Below are 21,761 nucleotides of genomic sequence, written 5' to 3' on the forward strand. Positions count from 1 at the left end.
GAACACTCTGCAAGGGGATCGGAAAGGAATCGCGATGAGCCACCGGGCGGAACCCGAGCACACGCACCCCGACGACGTGTCCGTCCAGGCTGCCCTCGCCGCCCTCGCGGACCCGGTACGGCTCCAGCTCGTTCGCGAACTCGCGGGGGCGGGCGACTGGGAACGCGCCTGCGGCACCTTCACCGTGCCGGTGGGCAAGGCAGCCCTCAGCCACCACTTCGCCGTGCTCCGCACGGCGGGACTGCTCGAACAGCGCGACCAGGGCCCGAAACGGGTCAACCGGCTGCGCCGCGCTGAGTTCGACGAACGCTTCCCGGGCCTGCTGGCCCTGGTGCTGCGCGACGAGAACGGCGGGAGCGACGAGAGCATCGGGAGTGGCGAGGATGATGAACGGTGAGGCTCGCGACCCAGCCCCGTGACGGAGGCGGCCGTCATTCTCGCCCTGGACGGTCGTGCGGTGCTCCTTGTGCGCGGTGTGCCGCTCCGAAGAACCGCTGCACATGCTCGTTGAGCGGATGCGGTGTGGTGAGGGGCAAGGAGTGGTGGGTGGCTGCGGGGAGTACGGCCACTTCGCTGTGCGGGAGGGTGCGGCGGACCTGATCGGCCACGCGGTGTGCGTGGTGGGCACGGCTGTGCTCCGCGAGCAGAACCAGAACCGGCGTGCGCCGCTTCCTGGTGAGAGGCTGCACGGTGCCGGAGCCCGGGTGATGTACGCGGCGACCATGGTGTACGTGCTCGCGGCGGCGGGCGCGTGGGAACCGGGCGGCGGCTCCCCACGGCCGTTGTGGCGCGCGTCAGGCTTCCTGGTCCTCGCCTCGGCCCAAGTGGTGCTCGGCGTCGGCCATGCCCCCTCGCCGCATCTGCCTTTGGGCGTGCTCGTGTTCGCTCTGAGTGTGCTGGCGCTCCTCGGGCAGCTACGTGTCTCACCAGAACCGGGTCGACCTCTGGGGTAGAGGTGTGACACCGACGCCCGGCCTGCTTACGTAGTTAATGGCTTATGTCGTTTTCGGCGGCTATGGTGCCTCAGGACATGGGCCCGCGTTGCCATCAGGCGTGGCGCCCGCCGCGAGCCGGGTAGAGCGTAGAGCGGAGAAAGCGTGCACGAGGAGGAACGGGACGCGTGCGCTGGTGGGTCGGCCGCTCGGCACGAGACGGGCGAACACTTCTCGGGTGGCGACCGGCTGCTGTGGTCCGTGGCCTCCGCGGTGCGAAAGCTGGGGCCTCGCGCGACCATGGCGCAGTTGGCCCGGGAGGTGGGAACGGAACCAGCGGTTCTCTACCGGCAGTTCCCCACCATCGACGCTCTGCGCGAGTCTTTGGCCGCTGCCTTCTACGACCGCCTCGTCAACCATGTCCAGCGAGCGCAGGAACTGCCCGTCGACCAGCAACTGGACTACTTCCTGCGGACCGTCGGGCTGCACCTGGCGGCCAGCCGCGGCGTGCTGCCGGACGAGTTCGGGCAGATGGCCAACCGCACCCAGCGTGAGTGCATCTACGCCCTCACCGCTGACCTTCTCGCAGCGGCACGTGAGGCCGGTGTGGTGCGAGCCGAGGTCTCCCTCTCCGACATCGCCGCCATCATCTGGGCGCTGCGCGGCATCATCGCCATGACCGACGCGATCGACGCCGACGCGTGGGAACGGCACCTGGACGTCGCTCTCGCCGGTCTCAAGAGTGAAGAACTGACCTTCACGCGCCCACCGCTGAAAGCCGCGGCCCTGGACGAGATCATCAACAGGCCGCGCAACCCGCGCAACGCAGCGTCAAATGAGCAACACAGGACGTGAGTTGTGTGTAAAGAATGCAGGTATGGTCGACATTTTTCACCTGAGGCTTTGAAATGGTCACGGGAAGGTCACTAAGGTCAGCCTTCGAACCTCCGCTCAAGATCACTCACATGGGTGAGTGACGGCGGAGGACACCGCCCACTGACGACTGCGGGCGGCTGGACGAAGAAGGAGCCCCTCTTCGTGGCGTCCCACCGTCGACCCAAGCAGCCGAGCCGCGCCCGCGTGACCGTGCTCACCGCGACCGCCACCGCTGCCGTGGCTCTTGCTTCCCAAGCCGCCAACGCGGCCCCCAAGCCCACGAAGAGCGAGGTCAAGGCGAAGGTCGACAAGCTCTACGAGGAGGCGGAGCGAGCCACCAACCAGTACGACGGGGCGAAGGAGAAGCAGAAGAAGCTGGAGAAGGAGATCGACGGGCTCCAGGACAAGGTCGCCCGCGAGCAGGAAGAGCTCAACGAACTGCGTACCGGCATCGGGGCGATGGCCAGCGAGCAGTACCGTTCCGGTGGCATCGACGCGTCGGTGCAGCTTTTCCTCTCCGCCGACCCGGACGACTACCTCGACAGGGCCTCCACGCTCGACTCGCTCTCCGCGCAGCAGTTGGAGTCGTTGAAGGAGGTGCAGGCGAAGCAGCGTGAGTTGGCCCAGAAGCGCGCGGAGGCCACGGAGAAGCTCGCGGACCTCGCCGACACCCGCACGGAGCTCGGCAAGAAGAAGACCGAGATCCAGGACAAGCTGAGTAAAGCGCAGAAGCTGCTGAACACGCTGACCGATGCCGAGCGCCAGGAAATGGCCGACGCGGAAACGCGGGCCAGCCGTTCCTCGGCGGGCCGCGTCGACCTCGGCAAGGAGGTGGCGGCTTCTTCGTTCGGTGCCGCCGCCCTGAACGCGGCTGCCTCCCAGTTGGGCAAGCCGTATATGCGCGGCGGTACGGGCCCCAACTCCTATGACTGCTCGGGCCTCACGCAGTGGGCGTACGGGCAGGCCGGGGTGCAGATATCGCGGGTCACGTACACGCAGGTCAACGAGGGCCCCCACATCGGTATGAGCGCCCTCAAGCCCGGCGATCTGGTCTTCTTCAACAACACCGAGCACGTCGGCCTCTACGCGGGCAACGGCCAGGTGTTGCATGCGCCGTACCCCGGTGCTTCGGTGCGCTACGAGTCGATGAGCACGATCGGCAGCTTCCAGTTCGGTGTCCGCGTCACGGGTTGATCGAGGCCCCCGGGTGTCGTGGCGAAGGCGCCCGGGATCAGGCCCGTCGCAGCGTACGGCGCTCGCTCGCTGCAACCTTGAGAGTGGAGTCTCCCCCGATGCGGAGACGGCGCGCCTACGGTTCGACGATGTGGCGCAGATATGTGTGCGGGTCGGCGAGGTAGCGGCGCCAGTGATCCACCACGCCCAGCTCGTGCCAGGCGGCCCTCCGCATGCCGTGGTCGCCGAGTTCGATGATGTCCGCGCCTGGCAGCGCGGTCAGCAAGGGGGAGTGTGTGGCGCAGATGACCTGGCTTCCCTCCTTGGCCAAGCGGTCGATGTGCCCGATGAGCTCAAGGCATGAGGAGAACGAGAGCGCGGCCTCCGGCTCGTCGAGGATGTAGAGCCCGGTGTGCAGAAACTTCCCGCGGAACGCCGCGAGGAAGCCTTCACCGTGGCTGACGCGGTCCGGCGAGAACCCTTCCCTGTCCAGTGCGTCCAGCGCGGTCTCGGCGCGCAGGAAGAAGCCCTTGCGGGCCGACCAACTGGTGGCCATACGGCGTCCGCGTCCCGAAGCTGCGTCGAACTTCATCAGCTCGCCGAGGACCGACTTGCCGCGCGGGGATGCGTAGCGCCAGTCGTGGGAGCCGCCGTAGGAGTCCAGGCCGAACCCCTCCGCCAGCGCCTCGACCAGGGTCGACTTCCCCGATCCGTTCTCGCCGACCAGGAACGTCACCGGCGTGGTGAATCGCAGCCCCTCCGCGATCAGTTGGCGGACGGAGGGCACGGACCAGGGCCAGGCCTCCTCGTCGTACGAGGAGAGATGGGCGTAGGCGCGTTCGATGATCATGTGACCAGTGTCGCCGGACACGGAAGGCGTAGGCGTCCCCCAGGGCCTCCAAGGCGGGGTACGGCCTCATGCCTGTGGTTGCCCTGCCGGGGCGTCGGGGGCAGCTTCGTCCACGCCGGGCCCGCGTCGCGCCCCGTCGCGCCGTGTGGCGAACGCGGCCAGGGCGAGGAGGAGTGCCAGGGACGCGGCGAGGGCGGGCCAGTACACGTAGCGGTAGTTGGACTCGGGAGCGGTGGGCAGGTAGGCGAGGATGTACAGGGCGCCGCTGGCCGCGAGCAGTCGGATCTCCCGGGCGTAGGGGCCCGACCAGCGGCGGCGCAGCGCGAACACCAGGCAGAAAGCCAGCCAGAACCATCCCTGGAAGAGGAAGGGGACGTCGCGCACGAACCCGGTCACATAGTTCTGGAGCACGGATTTGAGTTCCTCGTCGACCGGCGCGCTCGCTACCGGGGGGATGTCCCGGGCGGCGTTGGTCGTGCCGTTCTGGAAGGCCTGGTTGCTCTGGAAAAGCAGTTTGGAGAAGACCCGCAGCCGGTATTTCGCGTAGCCCGTCCCATGGGCGGGCATCTCGTGGGCCCACATCCGGACGAGTACGGAGGCTTGACTGCCGAGTTCCGTGGCGCCGAGCGATGGTTCGCGCGGGTAGCAGCGGAAGTAGGCGTCGCTGGTGACGCGCCGGTTACGGCATGTCTCGGCGGCGGTGACCAACCGGTCCTGGAAGTTCCGGCTCGCGCCGGCCTGTCGGGCGGCGGCGCGCACCTGGTCCGGGGTGAGGACATGGACGAGGTCGTCCAGCGGGATCTGCGCGTACTGGCGGGTGGCCACGGGCGCGGTACCGGCGGACACCACGACACTCCCGACAACGGTGACCGCGACGAACAGGCCCGTGGCGGCGAGCCGACGACGACGGTTGCCCGGCGCGGGCCACATCGCGAGCACCAGAAGTACGAGGACGGGGGCGACGGCGAGAATGCCGTTCTTGCGGACGAGCACGGCGTAGGCGAGAAACACCACGCCCAGGGTGAGCAACGCCCAGCGGGCGCCGCCGCGCGAGTCTTTCGGCAACTCGCGCGCGGCGAGCGCGACGGCGCAGGCCGCGAGCAGCGCGTACGCCATGTGGACGTCCTTCCACACCACGCCCGTCAGGTTCACGATGTGCGGTGCGAGACCGAGGGCGAGGACGGTGAGGGAGAGACCCCGGCTGCCGGTTCTGCGCCATACCGTCACCGCGAGCACCCAGAGCGATCCCCACAGGATGGCCACCTGTAGCGCGGCCATCGCGGACATGGCGCCGGTGAGGTGGATCAGCGCCCGCCACAGCAACACCATCACGGGCGGATGCCAGTCGGTCACCGGCCTTTCCCGCAGCGCCTGCTGGAGCTGGTCGGCACTGTCCGGGCTGAGGTACCCCGGGTGGAAGACGGCGCCCACGGCATAGCCGCAGCACACGGCGACGGCTGCCAGCCACCACGGCCAGCGCTGACGGCGGGTGCTCGGTGCGACCGGATGCTGTCCAGGTCCCGGCAGTGGGGTGGCTCCCTCCCGTCCCGGTCCCGCGAACACACGTGTGCGGTACACGGCGAACCGCAGCACCGTCGCCGCCGCCCAGCCGATGAGGCGGGCCGCGTTGTCGCTCCACGGTGAGTGCAGGCCGAGCAATGCGTGCGAGACGTAGACCGGGGCGGCGGTGATGGCGAGCCCGGCCAGGTTGACGCCGAGGAACCAGGTCACCTCGCGTCGGGCCACGCTCCGCTTGTCGTCCCGGTAGGTCCAGTGCCGGTTCCCCAGCCAACCGACCGCCATCGCGAGCCCTGTGGCCAGGGCGGACGCGGCGACGGGCGCGCGGGAGAACGGCGCTGTCGAGATGAGGACGTTGAACGCGGCGAACTCCACCACGAAGGCGACCGCGCCGACCACACCGAAGGCCGCGACCTCCCGCCAGATGTTCCGCACCCACTCAGGGACCCGCAGGACCCGCGTTGCCTGCTCCAGCACTCTATGAACCTAAGCGAAGTCGAAGAAAAGGGGTGAATCGGACATAATCATCAATGGTGAATCGTACGCGAAGGGAACCCCGCCCATGAGCCCGACGGTCGCATGTGTCGTGCCCTGCCACAACGAGGAGACGGCGATCGGGAAGGTCGTCCGCGACCTGCGCGCAGCCCTGCCCGAGGCAGTCATCTACGTGTACGACAACGCCTCCACGGACGGCACCGTCACCGAAGCGCTCAAGGCCGGAGCGATCGTGCGCCACGAACCGCGCAAGGGCAAAGGCAACGTCATACGCCGCGCCTTCGCGGACGTCGAGGCCGACGCGCTCCTGATCATCGACGGCGACGACACCTACGACGCCTCGCGCGCCCGGGAAATGGTCGACCTGCTCTTCTCAGGCCCCTACGACCAGGTGGTCGGCGCCCGGCGTCAAACGGTGGACACCGCCTACCGGGCAGGTCACGCGGTCGGCAACAAGGTACTCACCGGAGCCGTGCAGACGCTGTTCGGCAACGACGTCAGCGACATGCTCAGCGGCTACCGCGTCTTCTCCCGCCGCTACATCAAGTCCTTCCCGGCCCTGTCGCGGGAGTTCGAGACCGAGACCGAGATGACCGTCCACGCGCTCAGCCTGCGCCTGCCCACCGCCGAGATCGAGGTCGGGTTCAAGGACCGCCCGACCGGCAGCGCCAGCAAACTGCGCACCTACCGCGACGGCTGGCGCATCCTCAAACTGATCCTGGGACTCGCGCGCCGTCAGCGCCCCGCCCTGTTCCACTCCGTCATCGCCGGCCTGCTCGCCGCCGTCTCCCTCGCCCTCGGCCTCCCGGTGGTCGTAGAGTTCGCCCGCACCGGAGTCGTACCGCGCGTCCCGACCGCGGTGCTGGCCGCCTCCATCATGATCATCGCGGTTCTCGTGCTGCTCGTCGGGTACATCCTGGAATCCTTCATGTACATGCGGCAGGAACAGACCCGCCTCGTCCACCTCCAGTACCCGGCGCCGTCCCGCAGCGCGGATTACGTGCCCACGGCACTGCTCCAGAACACCGCAGCCAGGGCCGGGCGCCCGGGAGCGGCCGCCTGAAGAAGCCGACCGGACGGCGGGGCCGTTGTGCGGCGGACCGCTCATATCGGTGACCTGGTCGAGGGGCTGGCAGTGCCGCGTCCGGCACCGCGCGGGTCACCACCGCCGGGCAACGGAACCGCCGGTGTATCGCGCACGCCGCCATGATCCGTACGGGCGTTGCGGCGCCCGATCCCGCACCGCTCCCCAGCACTCCGCCCCTCGGTCAAGCCTCGGTCAGGCGGGCTGCCACAGTTCGACGCGGTTGCCCTCGGGATCGGTGACCCAGCCGAACCGGCCGACACCTTCCATGTCCTGGATCTCCTCGGACACGTCCGCTCCCTTGGCACGTAGCTGCGCGAGCATCGCATCCAGGTCGCGCACCCGGAAGTTGAGCATGGTCTGCTGAGAGCGGGACCCGAAGTAGTCGGTCTCGGACTCGAACGTCGCGAACACCGTCGGCCCGGCCGGCTGACGCCACAAGCCGTGCTCGTCGGATTCCAGGCCCAGGCAGTCGCGGTACCACGCGTTCAAGGTCTTCGGGTCGGCAGCCCGCACGAAGTAGCCACCGATTCCGAGTACATGTTCCATGCCGCCATCCTGCCAGGACGGCGGTCGGGCGGACCCAGCAATCCACCAATCACCCGCTTCCATCCGGATCGATCGCGGGGCGCCTCGTAACGGTTCCAACTGGTCTAACCGTTCTCGCGGTTCTGGAGTGCTCCGGTGCTCCGGTGAGGTGGTCGTGGGCGACATGGGCGTGGAGGCGGACGCCGGTGAGGAGCGCCACCGGCGCCGCGGCGGAATGTGGGCAGGGCGGCCTCGACCCATGCGGCGCGATGGTGGACCGCCTGGAGGTAGTCGACCGCGGCGGTGCAGTTGTAGGCGGCGGCGGTGTGCTCGCCCATGGTGGTCGTGCTCCGTTCCTGGCACGCTCCTCGCCGCAGACCTCATCGTAGGAACGCCGCACCTGGTCCGCTCGCTGGGAGACAGCGGTCGTGTGCGGCTCGCGGGGCAGTCCGGATTGGTCGGCACAGCCGGCAGGGCACGAGGATCCCGGCGGCGTACCGGCCGGGATCGGTGTGTCAGAGGACGGCGAGGCGGTCCACCAGCAGTTGCACCCTCCGCTCGGTGTCCTGCGGAGGGAGCCGTCCCGACCGTGTGAGGGTCGCGAGGCCGTGCAGGGCCGCCCAGAACGTCTCGGTGAACAGTCCGGGGGAGACGCCGTCCCCGGCAACCTCGCCGAGGCTCTCCAGCAGGGCGGCGAACGCGTCCTTGAGCGGTTCCGGGGTGTCCTCCCGCGCGTACGCGAGTCCGCCGTCGAGCTGGAAGAGGGCGTCGTAGACCGCGGGGTTGCGCTCGGCGAAGTCCAGGTAGCAGCGGGCGAGGGCGGCTACCCGCTCGCGCGGGCCGTCCGCGGCGGCGGTCGCGGCGCGCAGCGTCACGGCCAGTTCGGAGGCGCCTTGGAGGGCGACGGCGCCGATGATCTCCCGTTTGCCGCGGAAGTGGCTGTAGAGGACGGGCTGGCTGTACTCGATGCTCTCGGCGAGCCGGCGCGTGGTGACCGCGTCCCATCCCTGCTGTTCGGCGAGTTCCCGGGCCGTCTTCACGATGAGGCGCTCGCGGGCCGCCCGCTCACGCTCCTTGCGTTCCTTTACCGACATGCTTCGACCCTAGCACTGCTAGACAAGGGAGCGGCAGTAGGTCTAGCGTCGCGCTAACGCCTAGCGGCACTAGATTTCTGGAGGGGTTCGTCATGCTCGACACACTTGAGGTCGTCACCACGGTGGTCGTCGGTCTGATGGTGGGGGTGGAGTTCTCCGTCGCCTTCGTCATGAACCGGATCTTCGACGCCCTCCCCGGCGACGCCGGCCAGCTCGGCCGCGCGCACGGGGGCCGCATGCTCGGCGCCGTCATGCCGTTCTGGTACATCGGCTCGGTCGTACTCGCCGCGGGCTGGGCCATCGCCGGATGGGACGACTCCGGCGCCGGGCTCGTCGTCACCGCCGCCGGACTGCTGATCCTGAGCGTGATCATGTCGGTGCTCCTGCTCGTCCCCATCAACAACCGGAACAAGACATGGACCCCGGAGAACCGGCCCGCCGACTGGAAGGAGCAGTTGAACCGCTGGGAGCGCTATCACTACGTACGTGTCGCCGTACTCATCGCCGCCTTCACCCTGCTGGTCGCCGCCCTCGCCTGACCTCGCGGGCGGGCACTGTGCAGCGGCACCGTCCTGGCCGCCGTTCTTCGTCCCCTCACCCTCCGACGCGTCACGGTGACAGCCCTGTGACAGAAACCAGGGCAACGACTGCCCGGGGGTGGGGGTCATAGGGAGTGAACATCGACCTACATGGGGGATCACCACGATGAACACACACCTGCGCAAGGGAACGATGGCGCTGGCCGCGATCGCGGCCGTGGCGGGCGCCGCCGCCGCGACGACTCCGGCGGCAGCCGCCGCCGAACCGCGGTTCCTCGCGGCGTCCGAACTGCCGCCCCACCCGCAGTCCGCGTGGGTGGCGGGCCCCATCACCGCCGGGCAGCCGGACCCGCTGCCGATGTGCGTGGGCGACGCCCTGCCGTCGACGTCCGTGCACCGCGCCTTCCGCACCGACTACGACACGCAGGCGCTCCAGGTGACCGTGGTCGAGCGCAGCGTGCAGCGCGCCAAGGATTTCGCGGCACTGCTGCGGAAGCACATGTCCGACTGCCCGCACGACCTGGTCACCCAGGACCCCGACGTGACCGCTACCGAGAGGTTCTACGGCAAGCTCAACGTCGGTGACGGTGCCGATGTCTACGGGATCAACACCACGACCACCTGGGGCGCCACCGACATCAACCTGTTCTCCGTCGGGCGCAAGGGCACCGTCGTCACCGTCGTGAAGTGGGGCGAGATGGGCGACTTCACGAACGCGCCGGTCGCCGACTTCAAGAAGACCACTGCCACAGCGGTGAACAAGCTGAGCTGACGGCCGACGGTAGGCGGTGGATGGGGCGGGGAAGACGTATGAGGGGCCGAGGGCAGTTCCGGTCCAGGCGGGAAGATCTCGTCCTCCACGCCATCCTCCGCGGCGTGCGGCTCAAGCTCTGAGAGCCTCCAACGATCAGATCAAGACCGACCCGCCCCGCGCAGACGTCACGTCGCTGCGCGGGGCGGGGGCGTGTCCGAGGGCGCGCGGTAGCGCGCCCAGCTCCGTAGAAGCCGGGTCGCGGACCGTGCGGGATGCCTTTGACGGCGTTTCCGATACGTCGCCCGATCGGGGTCCCTTGTGGGTGCGGGCGGCTGATCCGGAGCCTTGTCGCGGCCAAGCGCCAGCCCGTCGATGATGCGGGCCATGGGGTTACGGGCCGCCGGTGCACAGCGCCTCACCTCTGGTCGATGAGCGCATGGTGGAACCGGTAATACCTGGTGCCCGTAGCTTCGGCGCGAGGGTGGGGAAGCGGCGGTACGGCGCGGTCGGCCGCAGGCTCCGAGGGAGGTCAACCGCCCGGGAAGAGGTCCAGCAGCGCGCGTACCGGGAGCCCGGCGCCCGCGGGATGGCGCAAGGGTCTGTCCAGGTCGAGCGTGTACTGGTTGCGCCGCCCCACCCGGTGGCGGCGCAGATAGCCGGCCTGCTCCAGATCGGCCACGATCGCCTGGACCGTGCGCTCGGTGATCTGGCAGAAGGCGGCTATCTGGCGCAGTTGCGCGGTCGGATCATGGGCGATGGCCAGCAGAACCCGTGCGTGATTCGTCAGAAACGTCCATCCTCGGCCCTCGCTGACCATGATCTCAACTCCTCTGCGCCCGTACATACCCCACCGAGGACCCCCGTAAGTCGTTACCGGAAAGACTCCTCGCCTATCGTCGCGCACGGACGGGGACGCGCGGACCAAGAGCGGCGGAGCATCGAGCCGGACACGCCACGGCCCCGGGGAGCGGCTCGCCGTCCCCACGGCCGGGCTGTCGTTCCGAGCCGGGCGGGTCCGGCGTTACGTCATGGCCACAGGCGGCGGATTATGCGGGGCCTCGGCCGCCAGGGAGTTCACAACGGCCTTGTCGACCGTGCTGGTGTCCTGGTGGCCGGTGAGGGGAAGGTGCGCGGTGACCTGTTTCCCCCCGGCCTTCGGTGTGACGCCGACGTGGTCGCTGACGGCGTACACCAGACGCAACCCGTGGCCGCCCGCACGGCGCGGATCGTGGCTCTGCATCACCGGCTCGCCGGGGGAGGTGTCCCACACGGTGATGGCCAGCCGCCCCGCCGACAGGTGCAGGATCAGCCCGCACGGGCCGGGGGCGTGCCGGATGGCGTTCGTGATGAGCTCGCTGACGACGAGCTCCGCGTCCAACGCCGACTGGGCTGCGGCAGGAGCACAGTCGACCTGCGGGGCGCGGGTGAGGAAGGCGCGTAGTACACGGCGCGCGTCGGCGGCGCTGGCCGTGCCGCTGTCCCACGCCACGCTGGAGTGCAGCGTGGCGTGCTCACCTGTGCCCCGCTCATCTGCCGCCTGCTTCCTAAGCGGGATGATCATGTAGGGCTCTTTCGTTGTGCTGGCCACCTCAGGGCGGCTGTCCGCCTGCGGATACCCCGGCGCCGCCCACACACACCCGGGGCGGGACCCCGGCTTTCGACCGCCCGGCCCGCCGGACGGAGGCTGCTGCGCCACACCGCGCGATCGAGGCCGGACGAAGGTGCATTCTGCCAGGCGTCCGAGAGCCGGCCACATCAGCGTCGCCTAGGAGTCCAGCCGCCGTGCCGCGCCTCCCGCCGGCAGTCGCGTACGCCCGGGAGAGGTCGCGGTCGGCGCCGACAGGGTGGCGAAGAGCGTCGAGTCGGGCGGGACGAGGACAGCCGAAAAGATGGCCAGGACCCGGAGCGGACCTCCGGCGCAACGCGAGCGTCCGACGCCGCGGGGACGTCGGACGCTAGCCGGGGTGCGCCCACGCGTGGGAACACGTGGCGCCGCTCCGGGAGGGCCCCGCGACTCAACCGGCGGAGCCCCCAGTTCGCCGCCGCGGTGCCGCGAGCGTACGGCGCAGCCAGTTGAGCCGGGCGGTACGCGCGTCGCGGGACAGCCGGGCGGTGGGGACGAAGAAGTCGAAGCCGTGGAAACCGCCCGGGAACACGTGGAGTTCGGCGTCGCCGCAGGCCCTCCAGATCCGGTCGGCGAACGTGACCACCTCGTCGCGCAGCATCTCGACGGCGCCCACCTCCAGATAGGTCGGCGGCAGCCCGGAGACGTCCTCGGCCCTGGCAGGGGCGGCGTAGGAGGGGATGTCGGGCGCCCCGGCGCGTCCACCGAGCACGTGGTTCCAGGCGGCGGCGTTCGTCGCCGGGTTCCAGCCGCCGAGGTGGGCGAGCTGCGCCGCCGACGGGGTGTCGTTGCGGTCGTCGAGCATCGGGCAGACCAGCATCTGCCCCACGGGTCGCAGGTCGAGGTGATCGCGCAGGAACAGCGACAGACCCCCGGCGAGGGCTCCACCACCGCTCAGCCCGAGGAGGACGATCCGCTCAGGATCGATGGCGAGATCCATCGCGTGCGTCGCCGCCCACGTCAGCCCGGTCAGGCAGTCCTCCAACGCGGCCGGATGGGGGTGCTCCGGAGCGAGCCGGTACTCGACGGAGATCACAGCGGCGCGCACTTCCTGGGCCAACTCAAGGACGTAGTCGAGGTTCTGCCGCGCGTGGCCCATCACCATCCCGCCGCCGTGCAGGTAGAACAGCACGGGCAGGCGGCCTACGGCCCCGGCGGGCCGACACACCAGGAGTGGCACGTCGGCCGTGCTCCGTGCGGTGGAGGCCGTGTACTCGTCGATGCTGAAGGCGCCGTTCGCGCGCAGGTCGTCAAGGGGTGAGGACGGCGCGGCGGCGGCGCGCTGCTTCTTGATGAACTCATGGGTCAGGTCGATACGCAGTGCGTCGAGGTCGACTGTCGAGGCGAGTTCGGCGTCGATGGGCGGCGTTGCGGCGGGCATGGGCGTTTCCTGGGTTCTGCTCGGACGGACCGGGAGCGCCGATCATGTGCCGTGCGAACACGCCGCACGAAGCCCTCTTGCCAGCTTGGCAAGAGGGCTGTGGGAGCCGGATGCCCCAAGGATCAGAGGCTTCGGGTGAAGCGTGGTCCGCGTCGGTGGACGGGCGGCGTCAGCGCGGGATGCCGGGCATGCCGTAGGCGTCGGCGATCAATTGGTGGAGCGCAGGCGGGCCTGTACGGAGTGGCCGACGCTGCCGATCATGAGCTCGTCGGCGCCGGAGTCCCGCTGCACCTGGTCGAGGTCGGCGCTGACCTGCTCGGGGGTGCCGTGCGGGACGTGACTCGGCCAGCTTTCGACGGTGTGGCGTTCCTCGGCCTCGTAGGGGTGGGTGTCCACTTCCTCAGGGGACGGCATCCGGTACGACCTGCACTGGAACATGCGGAGCATGGCGTGCGCGAGAGTGGCGGCCTGGCGGCGGGCCTCCACCGCGTCGTCCGATGCCGCGACGGTGAAGCTGACCAGCGCGTACGGCTCGGCCAGCGTTTCGGACGGCGTGAACCGCTCGCGGTACAGGCGCAGGGCGGCCACCACCTCGCGCGGGTTGAAGTGCGCGGTGAAGGCGAACGGCAGGCCGAGCAAAGCGGCGAGCTGCGCCGAGTGGCCGGACGAGCCGAGCAGCCACACCGGCAGGCGGCCGGGGGTCGAAGTCAGGCCGTTGAGCCGGTCCTGAGCGGGCCCGGGAACGGCGTGGACGCGGTCGGCGTAGGGATAGGGATGGTCGACGGGGAAGTCGTCGCCGAGGAAGTGCGGCAGCTCGGCGACCTGCTGAGGGAAGTCCTCGGTGTCGCTCGCGCCGCGGCGCAGGGCGGCGGCGGTGCCGGGGTCGGTTCCGGGGGCGCGGCCCAGACCCAGGTCGATGCGGCCGGGGGTGAGGGTGTCCAGCATGCCGAACTGTTCGGCGACGGCGAGCGGCGGGTGATTCGGCAGCATGATGGGCCCGCGCCGAGCCGCAGCCTGCTGGCCTCCGCGGTCAGCCGCGACAGCAGGACGGGCGGGCTGGAGGTGGAGGCGCCGGGCATGGCGTGGTGCTCGTTCACCCAGTAGCGGGTGAAGCCGGGCCGTTCGGCGAACCGGGCGAGTTGGATGCTGCCGGTCAGCGCCTCCGTGGCGCTCTGTCCGGTGCCGGTCATGGCGGAGTCGAGCACGGACAGGGCGGCGGGAGCCGAGCCGAGGCGGGTGCCGCGGATCGGGGCGGTCATGGTGGTGCGGTCCTTCGATGCCGGGGTCGCCGCGTCGCGAGGCGGCGGGGAGGCGGGAGGCGCCGGGCGACAGTCGCGGCAGGTCCCTCTCGGTCGGTGCCCGGCAGTGTCCGGCGTACGTGTCGTGCGTGGGCGGGGTCAGCCGCGGACGCCGAAGTCGAGGCGGTCGGAGAGCCCGGCGGCGGCGAAGGCGGCGGCGAGCTCGTCGCCGCCCTCGGTGAAGTGGGCCCAACTGTCGTAGTGGACGGGTACGACCCGGCCTGCCCGGAGGATCTTCGTGGCCTCGGCGGCCTGAGCGCTGTCCAGGACGAGCACCTCGCCGTCGAAGATCTCGGTGAAGCGGGGCGCTCCGGCGAAGAGGAGGGCCGTGTCGACCGGGGCGAAGCGCGCGGCGATGTCCTTGACCGCGTCCAGAGAGGCGTTGTCGCCGCTGACGTAGACGGTGGGCAGGTCCTGGCCGGTCAGGACGAAGCCGACGACCTGGCCGGTGATCGGCTCGACCTCCTCGCGCGGGCCGGGGCCGTGGAGGGCGGGCACGCCGGTCACGGTGACCGCGCCGGGCCCGCCGTCGCGGCGCTCGAGCTCGACCGACTGCCAGTCGGCGAGGCCGGTGGCCGCCTTCCCGAGACGCTCCTCACCCCCCGGGGTGGTGAGGGTCAGCGGGATGTCGGCGAGCAGGGCCCGGCCGGAGGTGTCGAGGTTGTCGGCGTGCTCGTCGTGCGAGAGCAGGACCACGTCGACGCGGCCGAGGTCGGCCGGGCTGCCGGCCGGTGCCGCCGTCTTGGTCAGCACCTTGCCGGGCGCCGGGTGGTCGCCGGGGCCGTCGAAGGTCGGGTCGGTGAGAAAGCGCAGGCCACCGTAGTCGAAGAGGGCGGTCGGGCCGCCGAAGACGCGGACGGGGAACGGGTCGGTGCGCAGGATCGGGGAAGACATGAAAGAAGTTCCTCACGGATAGGCGACTTGTTAACCGTGAGTTGGACTGTACGCGTGCCTCACGGATGGAGGCAAGCCGTACCATGAGAAGCATGGAAGAGTTCGTGAGCGAAGAAGTCGCCCCGCCGTCGGCGCCGGGTGAGGCGGAGCACCCCGCCCTGGCCCTGGCCAACAGCGCCGTCGCACTGCCGGGCGGACACACGGCCGACCTCCTCGGCAGCCCGGCCAAGGCCGAACAGTGGCTGGCCCGGCGCGGTCTCGCTCCGGACGGTGCCGGTCTGGCGGAGGTGTGCGCGACGCAACTGCGCTCACTGCGCGAGCAGATCAGGTCGCTCCTGGCCTCCCGAGTCGCCGAGCAGCCCGCCCTCCCCGCCGCCATCACCGCGATCAACGAGGCGATGACCCGGGTCCCGACGGCGTCCCTGCTGCTGTGGGACGAGAAGAACGGGCCTTACCGCGCCACACCCCACCCCACGACCGCGATCGTCGAGCACGCCCTCGCGGCCATCGCCACCGACGCCGCCGATCTGCTCACCTCACCCGACGCCGCCCGCCTGACCGCCTGCGCCTCCCCGCCCTGCAACCGCTTCCTCCTCAAGCACGGCCGCCGCCAGTGGTGCTCCACGCGGTGCGGCGACCGGGCCAGAGCCGCCCGCGCCTACGCCCGCCGCACCGCGACCGGGTGAGCGTCGGGCGAGGGGCGGAACACCGGCCGCGCTCGGCGCCGTCGGGATGATGTCGCCCAGTCCGGACACCACCCCGCATACGTACGCTTCTCGCAGCCGGTGTCCTTCTTCGCTACCGCTGGAGCGTGAAGGTGTCGACGTCGAAGAGGGAACCCGCGCCTCCACCGAAGGTCAGGAACGTCGGCCCGCTCGGTGTGCCGGTCAGGGCGGTCGACACCGTGGTGAAGGTCTCCCAGCCCCCGGTGTTCGGCACGGTCACCGTCCCCACGACCGGGCCGGTCGGGGAGCCCGAGCGGATCTGGAGCGTGCCGCCCGCCCCGGCCGAGGAGACCCGCGCGGTGAAGGTGCGGGCCCCGGTGAGCGACGCCTGCCCGTAGCCCGCCCAGTCGCCGTTCTCGATGTAACCGAGGGTCCGGCCGCCGCTCGCGGGGGAGTGGTCGGCGGCCTGGACGCCCTGGGACGACGTGAAGGCCTCCCCTTCGTAGGTCGTGGAAGGGGTGGTGCCGCCGAGTTCCTTGATGCGGATGTTGCGGAAGGAGATGTCGTCCCCGGCCACGTGGTTCTGGATTCCGATGTGGCCCTGCTGGAGGGAGCGTACGGGGTCCGTGTTGGTGAAGTCGTTGATCTTCACGCCGTTGAGGAAGACCTGGAGGCGCTCTCCCTCCACCCGTATCTCGTACGTGTTCCAACTGCCCGGCGGGTTCAGCGCGTTGTCGCGGGCAGCGAGATCCGCGGACTTGAATCCGTACACGGAGCCGGTGGTGCGGTCCGCTGAGTCGCTGGCGTCGATCTGGACCTCGTACCCTTGCTGGATCGCCGAGTTGGGGTCGCCGGAAGCGGGGAAGCCCACGAAGACACCGGAGTTGTCGTCCCCCGGCATCCGCCAGTCCAGCTTGAGCGAGTACGACGCGTACTGCCTGGCCTGGTACCAGTACAACCCCATCCCGCCCTGGGCGTTGAGGGTCGCGTCGTCGGAGGTGAAGCCGCCGGGTCCGGCCTGCGACCAGCCCGCGGTGGAGCCGTCGTACAAGGGGGTGTAACCGGTCTCGGCACGGCAGTCGGCCTTCGCGAAACCGGCCGCGTACCGGATCCCGCCGAGCAGGAGCGCGCGGAACGCGGGGTCGGTGTACGACTCCTGGGTGTGGCCGAGGCCGGTGTAGAAGGAGCGGCCCGCGCCCTGCGGATGACACCAGGTGATCGGATGGTCGCCCGCCATCTCGCCACCGCTGTAGCTGCTCTCGTCCAGGCTCTGGAGGACGTGGGCGGTGGAGCGCGGATCGGTGCGGTAGTTGTACCACTCGTCGGTACGGCTCCAGGTGCGGCCCAGATGCGAGGTGGCGGCGTGGGCGCGGTCCTCGGTCCGCACGGTGGCCTGCTGGATCGCCGGATGACTCTTGAACCAGGCGCCGACGAGCTGCTGGTAGTAGGGCCAGTCGTACTCGGTGTCGGCCGCCGCGTGGATGCCGAGGAAACCGCCGCCGCCGTCCACGTAGCCCTGGAGGGCCGTCTGCTGGGACGGGTCGAGGACGTCGCCGGTGGTGGAGAGGAAGACGACGGCCTTGAAGCCCGCGAGATTCGCCGGGGTGAAGGCGCCCGCGTCCTCCGTGGCGGTGACGGTGAAACTGTTCGCGGCTCCCAGGTCACGGAGGGCCTGGGTCGCGGCCGGGATGGAGTCGTGGCGGAAGCCGGCGGTTTTGCTGAAGACGAGCACCCGGTAGGCCGGATCGGCGGCGGCCCGGGCCCGGGGGACCGGGCTCAGCAGCGACCCGGCGACGCCCAGGGCCAGGGCGACGACAGCCGCGGCGTACCGCGGGCGTGTGCGTAACCGTTGGAACATCCTTGCCTCCTTCCTTGCGGTCACTTGGTGAGGGTGAGCGTGTCGATGTCGAACAGCGATCCGGCCCCGCCGGTGAAGGTCAGGAACAGCGCCCCTGACGAGGCCGTCCCGGTCAGCGGGGTGGAGACGGTGGTGAACGTCTCCCAGCCCCCGGTTCCGGACACCGCGACCGAACCCAGGACCGGGCCGGTGGCGGAACCGGAGCGGACGGTGATCGTGCCGCCGGCCCCGGCCGAGGAGACCTTGGCGGAGAAGGTCTTCGTGCCGGTGGTGGGCACCGAGGCGTACCCGGCCCAGTCGCCGTTCTCGATGTAGCCGAGCGTCTTGCCCCCGCTCGCGGGAGCGTGATCGGCGATCTGCACTCCGAGGGAGGAGGTGTACGACTCTCCTTCGACGGTCTGCCCCGTGTTCGGTGTGGTGAAGGTGAACGCGTCGAGGTCGAAGAGGTTGCCCTGGCCCGTCGGCCCCTTGAAGACGAGGAACAGTTCGGTGGTGCCCGCCGGTGCTCCGGTGAGGTTCGCGCTGACGTCCGCGAAGGTCTCCCAGCCGCCGGTCGGTGTGACGGTCGCCGTGCCGAGCAGGGTGCCCGTCGCCGATCCGGCGCGCACTTCGAGGGTGCCCCCCGCACCACCGGACGAGACCCGCGCGGTGATCTTGGTGGCGTTGCCGAGCACGTACGGCTTGAAGGAGATCCAGTCCCCGTTGTCGGTGAAGCCGACGGTGTTGCCGCCCTCCGCCGGGCCGTGCGCCGCGATCTGGACGCCGGACTGGGCGGAGAAGTGCTCGCCCTGGCGGTGGCGTGGCTGGAGGACGCGGGTGCTGTGCGTGGTCAGGCCCGCCCCGTCGGTGTACTCGGCGTCGAAGACCCCGTAGATGTTGGCCGCGCTGTCGTGTTCGCCGTCGGCCGGTACGGCGATGCCGCCGGTGCAGCCGGTGCTCTGCGTGATCTGGTGGCGGTGCTGGTCGTGGCCGAGGAGATAGGTGACCTTGACCTTGGAGCAGTCGACGGTCCCGTCCTCGGGATCACTCGCGGTGACCCGGAAGGGAACGGTGTCCCCGAAGGAGAACAGCGCACCGTCCACAGGGGTTTGGAGAGTGACGGTCGGCGCGGTGTTGCCGGACGTCACCACCAGGCTCGCCGTCCCGGTGAGCCCTTCCGGGTCCTTGACGGTGAGGGTCGGGTGGAAGGTGCCCTTTGTGGTGTACGTATGGCTCGGGTCGGCGGCGGTGGAGGTGGTGCCGTCACCGAAGTTCCAGGAGTACGACAGCGCCTTGCCCTCCGGGTCGGAGCTGCCCGCCGAGGAGAACGCGACCGTCAGCGGGACGGCGCCGGACACCTTGTCGGCCGCGGCCTTGGCCACCGGGTTGCGGTTGCTGCCGGCGAGGTACTCGACGCGGTACAGCGCCTGGTTGTTGGCGCCGGTGCCGTAGTCCAGGACGTAGAGCGCGCCGTCCGGTCCGAAGGCCTGGTCCATCACCTGGGTACCGGTCCAGGGAAAGTCCTCGATCACGCCCGGCGAACCGTCGGCCTTGACCTCGATGGCCTTGATCCACTTGCGGCCGTACTCGCCCGCGAAGAAGCGGCCGTCGAGCGACTGCGGAAACTTGACCGCGGAGTTGAGAGTCGCGTCGTAGCGGTAGACGGGCCCGCCCATGGGCGACTCGGAGCCGCTGCCGAACTCGGGCGGTGACCCCGCGTCACCGGCGTACCGGATCCAGGCGGGTCTGGCGGCGGGCAGCGTGGCCTGGCCGGTGTTGCGGAAGGAGTTGTTGGCCGGTCCGCTCGCGCAGGTGTACTTGCCGGCGGAGGGACCGCTCGGGAAGGCGAACTCGCCGTACGTCTCGGTGGCGGTGTTCGTGCCGGTGCAGTACGGCCAGCCGAAGTTCCCCGGGGCGGTGATCCGGTTGAACTCGACCTGCCCACTGGGGCCCCGGGCGGCGTCGGTGGTACCGGCGTCCGGACCGTAGTCCCCGAGATAGACGATGCCGGTTGCCTTGTCGACGGACATCCGGAAGGGGTTGCGGAAGCCCATGGCGTAGATCTCGGGACGCGTCTTCGCGGTGCCGGGGGCGAAGAGGTTCCCGGCCGGGACGGTGTAACCACCGGCCGCTGTCGGCTTGATGCGCAGGACCTTCCCGCGCAGGTCGTTGGTGTTGCCCGAACTGCGCTGGGCGTCGAACTGCGGGTTGCGGTCGGCGCGTTCGTCGATGGGGGCGTACCCGGCGGAGTCGAACGGGTTTGTGTCGTCGCCGGTGGTCAGGTACAGGTTCCCGGCGGCGTCGAAGTCGATGTCACCGCCGACGTGACAGCACTGCCCCCGGTCGTTGCCCACCTCAAGGAGCACCTTCTCACTCGCCGTGTCGAGCGTGCCGTCGGTCCTCAGGGTGAAACGGGAGAGGTTGAGGTGCCCCTTCCACGCCGTGAAGTCGGCGGCGCTGCCAGTGGTCGGGGCGTCCCCGGCTGGGGTGCTGAGTTTGGGGGAGTAGTACAGGTAGAGGTAGCGGTTCGACGCGAAACCGGGGTCCGCGGCGACGCCTTGGAGGCCCTCTTCGTCATGGGTGTAGACGTCGAGCTTGCCGGCCGTCTTGGTGTTTCCGGCCGCGTCCGTGTACCGGAGCGTGCCGTCGCGGGCCGTATGGACGACCGAACGGTCCGGCAGCACGGCGAGTGACATCGCTTCGCCCAGTTCGGCTGCTCCGACGGCGAGTTGCACTTGCTGATAGTCGGCCGCCGGGATGGCGGCGGCGGGCGCCTGCACGGCAGGCCGTGTCGGGGGCTGGGCATACACGGGCCCGGCCGCGACACCGCCACCCACGAGCAGACCGAGGGTGACCAGCCATCGGAGCAGCGTGCGTCTCGGGCGGAGCTGCGTACGTCTGGGGCGCGTGCGACGTGCTTTTCCGGACATGAGCTTCCTTCCTGACCGTGCGGGGGCGCGCTGGACGCGGGCATGACAGGTACGGGCATGGCGGAGGCGGACATGGCTGGTTCGGGTATGGCGGGTGCGGGCGTCACAGGTGCGGACGTCAGGTGCGGACATGGCACGTGCTGGTGGGTGCGCGCGTGAGGGAGAGCAGCCGCCCGGGGTGATGTCCCGTCACACCTGAGGGCGGTGTCGAACCGTGCGGAGAATCTTGTGCGGAGCGGTCCCTGCGAAGTGCGCATGCTGGCAACGGCGCCCTAGTTTGTCAAGGGCGTACGCAAATTGTGGGGGGTGGCTCCGAGGTGGCCGACGGCAAGGCTGTACGCGTGCGGGCGCGCGTGTGGGTGGAGGCGTGCGCGTACGCGAGGCTTCGGCGGGGAAGGCCCGCAAGGCGGGGGAGGGCTTGCAAGGCGAGGGGAGCGGCTGGCGGCTGAGTGAGGGCGATCTTCGTCGTGATCAGATCTCACCGGTGTCGAGCATGCTCGCGACCCTTCACCTACCCCTTCGCCGGGTCGCTTCCGGGCTGCTTGACGATCCGATCGCCCACGGCAAGCGCCTTCCAGAGTCGGCGGCCGACGCGGACCTTCAGAGTCTCACCGTCGGCGCGGCGCACCTCCACGAAGTGGTACATGTTCGCACCGTCGAGCATGCCCCTGGACTTCCCGGTGACGATCCCTTCCCAGGAGTCGTCCGATCCGGCTTTGCGGGATTTGAACATATTGCGAAGTGTACGCAGTGGTGCGGATGCAGGGCAGTGTGCGGAGGTGCCTTGTACGGCACCGAGGACGGCGGGTTGCCCGACCCGGGGCGGGGGGAAACGGACGCGCTCTTGACACGAGTCGCAGACTTGATCCGTGATCGTTCTCTTCGCCCTGAACGCGGTTCTCGCCGCGGGAGGCGTGTTCTTCGCGATACTCGCCGCCCTCCGTCCTTCGGCGCTCGTCACCGAGGGTGGCGACGGCGTGGGCGTCGTCTTCTACGCACGGATGTACGCGGCCAAAGCCGTGCCGCTCTGCGTGCTGGCCGCCGTCGTTCCATTCCTCGCGACAGGCACCGTACCCGGCTTGTGCTTGCTCGGCGCGGCGCTTTCCCAGGCGGCGGACGCGGTGATCGGGCTTGAGCGGCACGAACGGGGCCAGGTCATCGGCGGAACCGTCGCGACCGTCGTGCATTCCCTGGTCGCCGTCCTGATCTGGTGAGGAGCGTCTCCGGGGCGGTCGTCAATGATCTTGTGCGGTGGTTCGGAAGCTCAGGTCATCGGGCGCGACCTCGGG

General features: G+C 69.9%; 20 protein-coding genes and 1 pseudogene. 9 read left to right on the forward strand and 12 right to left on the reverse strand.

Annotated features, from left to right (window positions below; genetic code table 11):
- Positions 1 to 34: 34 nt before the first annotated feature.
- The 4 genes from ACIRF8_RS35260 (at position 35) to ACIRF8_RS35275 (ending at position 3,002) form a co-directional block, all read left to right on the forward strand.
- The gene (locus ACIRF8_RS35260) at positions 35 to 397 is read left to right on the forward strand and encodes an ArsR/SmtB family transcription factor (protein ID WP_404221915.1); all 363 of its coding nucleotides are present in this window, start codon (positions 35 to 37) and stop codon (positions 395 to 397) included.
- A gap of 103 nt (positions 398 to 500) precedes the next feature.
- Positions 501 to 953, forward strand: a complete 453-nt coding sequence (locus ACIRF8_RS35265) for a hypothetical protein (RefSeq protein WP_404221917.1) — start codon at positions 501 to 503, stop codon at positions 951 to 953.
- Between the two features lie 279 nt (positions 954 to 1,232).
- Positions 1,233 to 1,787, forward strand: coding sequence for a hypothetical protein (locus ACIRF8_RS35270; protein WP_404221919.1), 555 nt, complete (start codon positions 1,233 to 1,235; stop codon positions 1,785 to 1,787).
- A gap of 183 nt (positions 1,788 to 1,970) precedes the next feature.
- Positions 1,971 to 3,002 (forward strand): NlpC/P60 family protein, encoded by a 1,032-nt coding sequence (locus ACIRF8_RS35275; protein ID WP_404221922.1) that lies wholly within the window; start codon positions 1,971 to 1,973, stop codon positions 3,000 to 3,002.
- Positions 3,003 to 3,117: 115 nt separating this feature from the next.
- Here the strand turns inward: ACIRF8_RS35275 and ACIRF8_RS35280 are convergent, their stop codons facing one another.
- Together ACIRF8_RS35280 and ACIRF8_RS35285 are read right to left on the reverse strand one after the other, a co-directional pair.
- The gene (locus ACIRF8_RS35280) at positions 3,118 to 3,831 is read right to left on the reverse strand and encodes an AAA family ATPase (RefSeq protein ID WP_404221924.1); all 714 of its coding nucleotides are present in this window, start codon (positions 3,829 to 3,831) and stop codon (positions 3,118 to 3,120) included.
- A gap of 66 nt (positions 3,832 to 3,897) precedes the next feature.
- Positions 3,898 to 5,826, reverse strand: coding sequence for a GtrA family protein (locus tag ACIRF8_RS35285; RefSeq protein WP_404221926.1), 1,929 nt, complete (start codon positions 5,824 to 5,826; stop codon positions 3,898 to 3,900).
- Positions 5,827 to 5,911: 85 nt separating this feature from the next.
- Here ACIRF8_RS35285 and ACIRF8_RS35290 point away from each other — a divergent pair, with 85 nt between their 5' ends.
- On the forward strand, positions 5,912 to 6,907 hold the full coding sequence (locus tag ACIRF8_RS35290; RefSeq protein WP_404221928.1) for a glycosyltransferase family 2 protein: 996 nt from the start codon (positions 5,912 to 5,914) through the stop codon (positions 6,905 to 6,907).
- A 216-nt stretch (positions 6,908 to 7,123) separates the two neighbouring features.
- Here ACIRF8_RS35290 and ACIRF8_RS35295 read toward each other — a convergent pair whose 3' ends face one another.
- Both ACIRF8_RS35295 and ACIRF8_RS35300 read right to left on the reverse strand, forming a co-directional pair.
- The gene (locus ACIRF8_RS35295) at positions 7,124 to 7,477 is read right to left on the reverse strand and encodes a VOC family protein (RefSeq protein WP_404221930.1); all 354 of its coding nucleotides are present in this window, start codon (positions 7,475 to 7,477) and stop codon (positions 7,124 to 7,126) included.
- Positions 7,478 to 7,971: 494 nt separating this feature from the next.
- Entirely contained in the window at positions 7,972 to 8,550 is a 579-nt protein-coding gene (locus ACIRF8_RS35300; RefSeq protein ID WP_404221932.1) for a TetR/AcrR family transcriptional regulator, read from the reverse strand.
- 92 nt (positions 8,551 to 8,642) lie between these two features.
- Between ACIRF8_RS35300 and ACIRF8_RS35305 the strand changes: the two genes are divergently transcribed.
- Complete coding sequence (locus tag ACIRF8_RS35305) at positions 8,643 to 9,089, forward strand: anthrone oxygenase family protein (RefSeq protein WP_404221935.1); 447 nt, start codon at positions 8,643 to 8,645, stop codon at positions 9,087 to 9,089.
- A 166-nt stretch (positions 9,090 to 9,255) separates the two neighbouring features.
- Positions 9,256 to 9,861 carry a hypothetical protein gene (locus tag ACIRF8_RS35310; RefSeq protein WP_404221937.1) on the forward strand — a complete coding sequence of 202 codons (606 nt, stop codon included), beginning with the start codon at positions 9,256 to 9,258 and terminating at the stop codon, positions 9,859 to 9,861.
- A gap of 511 nt (positions 9,862 to 10,372) precedes the next feature.
- On the opposite strand, the gene ACIRF8_RS35315 is transcribed toward ACIRF8_RS35310, so the two are convergent.
- The 5 genes and pseudogenes from ACIRF8_RS35315 to ACIRF8_RS35335 all read right to left on the reverse strand — a co-directional run bounded on the left by ACIRF8_RS35315 (position 10,373) and on the right by ACIRF8_RS35335 (position 15,040).
- Positions 10,373 to 10,660: a helix-turn-helix transcriptional regulator gene (locus tag ACIRF8_RS35315; RefSeq protein WP_404221940.1), complete on the reverse strand. Its 288-nt coding sequence runs from the start codon at positions 10,658 to 10,660 to the stop codon at positions 10,373 to 10,375.
- A gap of 204 nt (positions 10,661 to 10,864) precedes the next feature.
- Entirely contained in the window at positions 10,865 to 11,404 is a 540-nt protein-coding gene (locus ACIRF8_RS35320) for an ATP-binding protein (protein WP_404221942.1), read from the reverse strand.
- 454 nt (positions 11,405 to 11,858) lie between these two features.
- On the reverse strand, positions 11,859 to 12,848 hold the full coding sequence (locus ACIRF8_RS35325; protein ID WP_404221944.1) for an alpha/beta hydrolase: 990 nt from the start codon (positions 12,846 to 12,848) through the stop codon (positions 11,859 to 11,861).
- Between the two features lie 169 nt (positions 12,849 to 13,017).
- Positions 13,018 to 14,107 (reverse strand): annotated as a pseudogene (locus ACIRF8_RS35330) (LLM class flavin-dependent oxidoreductase).
- A gap of 138 nt (positions 14,108 to 14,245) precedes the next feature.
- Positions 14,246 to 15,040 carry an MBL fold metallo-hydrolase gene (locus ACIRF8_RS35335; protein WP_404221946.1) on the reverse strand — a complete coding sequence of 265 codons (795 nt, stop codon included), beginning with the start codon at positions 15,038 to 15,040 and terminating at the stop codon, positions 14,246 to 14,248.
- Between the two features lie 92 nt (positions 15,041 to 15,132).
- Between ACIRF8_RS35335 and ACIRF8_RS35340 the strand changes: the two genes are divergently transcribed.
- Positions 15,133 to 15,726 (forward strand): CGNR zinc finger domain-containing protein, encoded by a 594-nt coding sequence (locus ACIRF8_RS35340; RefSeq protein WP_404221948.1) that lies wholly within the window; start codon positions 15,133 to 15,135, stop codon positions 15,724 to 15,726.
- A gap of 112 nt (positions 15,727 to 15,838) precedes the next feature.
- Here ACIRF8_RS35340 and ACIRF8_RS35345 read toward each other — a convergent pair whose 3' ends face one another.
- The 3 genes from ACIRF8_RS35345 to ACIRF8_RS35355 all read right to left on the reverse strand — a co-directional run bounded on the left by ACIRF8_RS35345 (position 15,839) and on the right by ACIRF8_RS35355 (position 21,205).
- Entirely contained in the window at positions 15,839 to 17,563 is a 1,725-nt protein-coding gene (locus ACIRF8_RS35345) for a ThuA domain-containing protein (protein ID WP_404221950.1), read from the reverse strand.
- Between the two features lie 20 nt (positions 17,564 to 17,583).
- The gene (locus ACIRF8_RS35350) at positions 17,584 to 20,472 is read right to left on the reverse strand and encodes a carbohydrate-binding protein (protein ID WP_404221952.1); all 2,889 of its coding nucleotides are present in this window, start codon (positions 20,470 to 20,472) and stop codon (positions 17,584 to 17,586) included.
- 511 nt (positions 20,473 to 20,983) lie between these two features.
- Entirely contained in the window at positions 20,984 to 21,205 is a 222-nt protein-coding gene (locus ACIRF8_RS35355) for a hypothetical protein (protein ID WP_404221954.1), read from the reverse strand.
- A 136-nt stretch (positions 21,206 to 21,341) separates the two neighbouring features.
- Here ACIRF8_RS35355 and ACIRF8_RS35360 point away from each other — a divergent pair, with 136 nt between their 5' ends.
- The gene (locus tag ACIRF8_RS35360; protein ID WP_404221956.1) at positions 21,342 to 21,686 is read left to right on the forward strand and encodes a hypothetical protein; all 345 of its coding nucleotides are present in this window, start codon (positions 21,342 to 21,344) and stop codon (positions 21,684 to 21,686) included.
- Positions 21,687 to 21,761: the final 75 nt, after the last annotated feature.

The organism is Streptomyces sp. NPDC102406, assembly GCF_044765725.1.
Taxonomy (GTDB): Bacteria; Actinomycetota; Actinomycetes; order Streptomycetales; family Streptomycetaceae; genus Streptomyces.

What these genes read in the sequence shown, in the direction of transcription:
- ACIRF8_RS35260 (WP_404221915.1), top strand. Translation starts at nt 35, where the DNA reads ATGAGCCACCGGGCGGAACCCGAGCACACGCACCCCGACGACGTGTCC.
- ACIRF8_RS35265 (WP_404221917.1), top strand. Translation starts at nt 501, where the DNA reads ATGCTCGTTGAGCGGATGCGGTGTGGTGAGGGGCAAGGAGTGGTGGGT.
- ACIRF8_RS35270 (WP_404221919.1), top strand. Translation starts at nt 1,233, where the DNA reads ATGGCGCAGTTGGCCCGGGAGGTGGGAACGGAACCAGCGGTTCTCTAC.
- ACIRF8_RS35280 (WP_404221924.1), bottom strand. Translation starts at nt 3,831, where the DNA reads ATGATCATCGAACGCGCCTACGCCCATCTCTCCTCGTACGACGAGGAG.
- ACIRF8_RS35290 (WP_404221928.1), top strand. Translation starts at nt 5,912, where the DNA reads ATGAGCCCGACGGTCGCATGTGTCGTGCCCTGCCACAACGAGGAGACG.
- ACIRF8_RS35295 (WP_404221930.1), bottom strand. Translation starts at nt 7,477, where the DNA reads ATGGAACATGTACTCGGAATCGGTGGCTACTTCGTGCGGGCTGCCGAC.
- ACIRF8_RS35300 (WP_404221932.1), bottom strand. Translation starts at nt 8,550, where the DNA reads ATGTCGGTAAAGGAACGCAAGGAGCGTGAGCGGGCGGCCCGCGAGCGC.
- ACIRF8_RS35305 (WP_404221935.1), top strand. Translation starts at nt 8,643, where the DNA reads ATGCTCGACACACTTGAGGTCGTCACCACGGTGGTCGTCGGTCTGATG.
- ACIRF8_RS35310 (WP_404221937.1), top strand. Translation starts at nt 9,256, where the DNA reads ATGAACACACACCTGCGCAAGGGAACGATGGCGCTGGCCGCGATCGCG.
- ACIRF8_RS35315 (WP_404221940.1), bottom strand. Translation starts at nt 10,660, where the DNA reads ATGGTCAGCGAGGGCCGAGGATGGACGTTTCTGACGAATCACGCACGG.
- ACIRF8_RS35320 (WP_404221942.1), bottom strand. Translation starts at nt 11,404, where the DNA reads ATGATCATCCCGCTTAGGAAGCAGGCGGCAGATGAGCGGGGCACAGGT.
- ACIRF8_RS35325 (WP_404221944.1), bottom strand. Translation starts at nt 12,848, where the DNA reads ATGCCCGCCGCAACGCCGCCCATCGACGCCGAACTCGCCTCGACAGTC.
- ACIRF8_RS35335 (WP_404221946.1), bottom strand. Translation starts at nt 15,040, where the DNA reads ATGTCTTCCCCGATCCTGCGCACCGACCCGTTCCCCGTCCGCGTCTTC.
- ACIRF8_RS35340 (WP_404221948.1), top strand. Translation starts at nt 15,133, where the DNA reads ATGGAAGAGTTCGTGAGCGAAGAAGTCGCCCCGCCGTCGGCGCCGGGT.
- ACIRF8_RS35345 (WP_404221950.1), bottom strand. Translation starts at nt 17,563, where the DNA reads ATGTTCCAACGGTTACGCACACGCCCGCGGTACGCCGCGGCTGTCGTC.
- ACIRF8_RS35350 (WP_404221952.1), bottom strand. Translation starts at nt 20,472, where the DNA reads ATGTCCGGAAAAGCACGTCGCACGCGCCCCAGACGTACGCAGCTCCGC.
- ACIRF8_RS35355 (WP_404221954.1), bottom strand. Translation starts at nt 21,205, where the DNA reads ATGTTCAAATCCCGCAAAGCCGGATCGGACGACTCCTGGGAAGGGATC.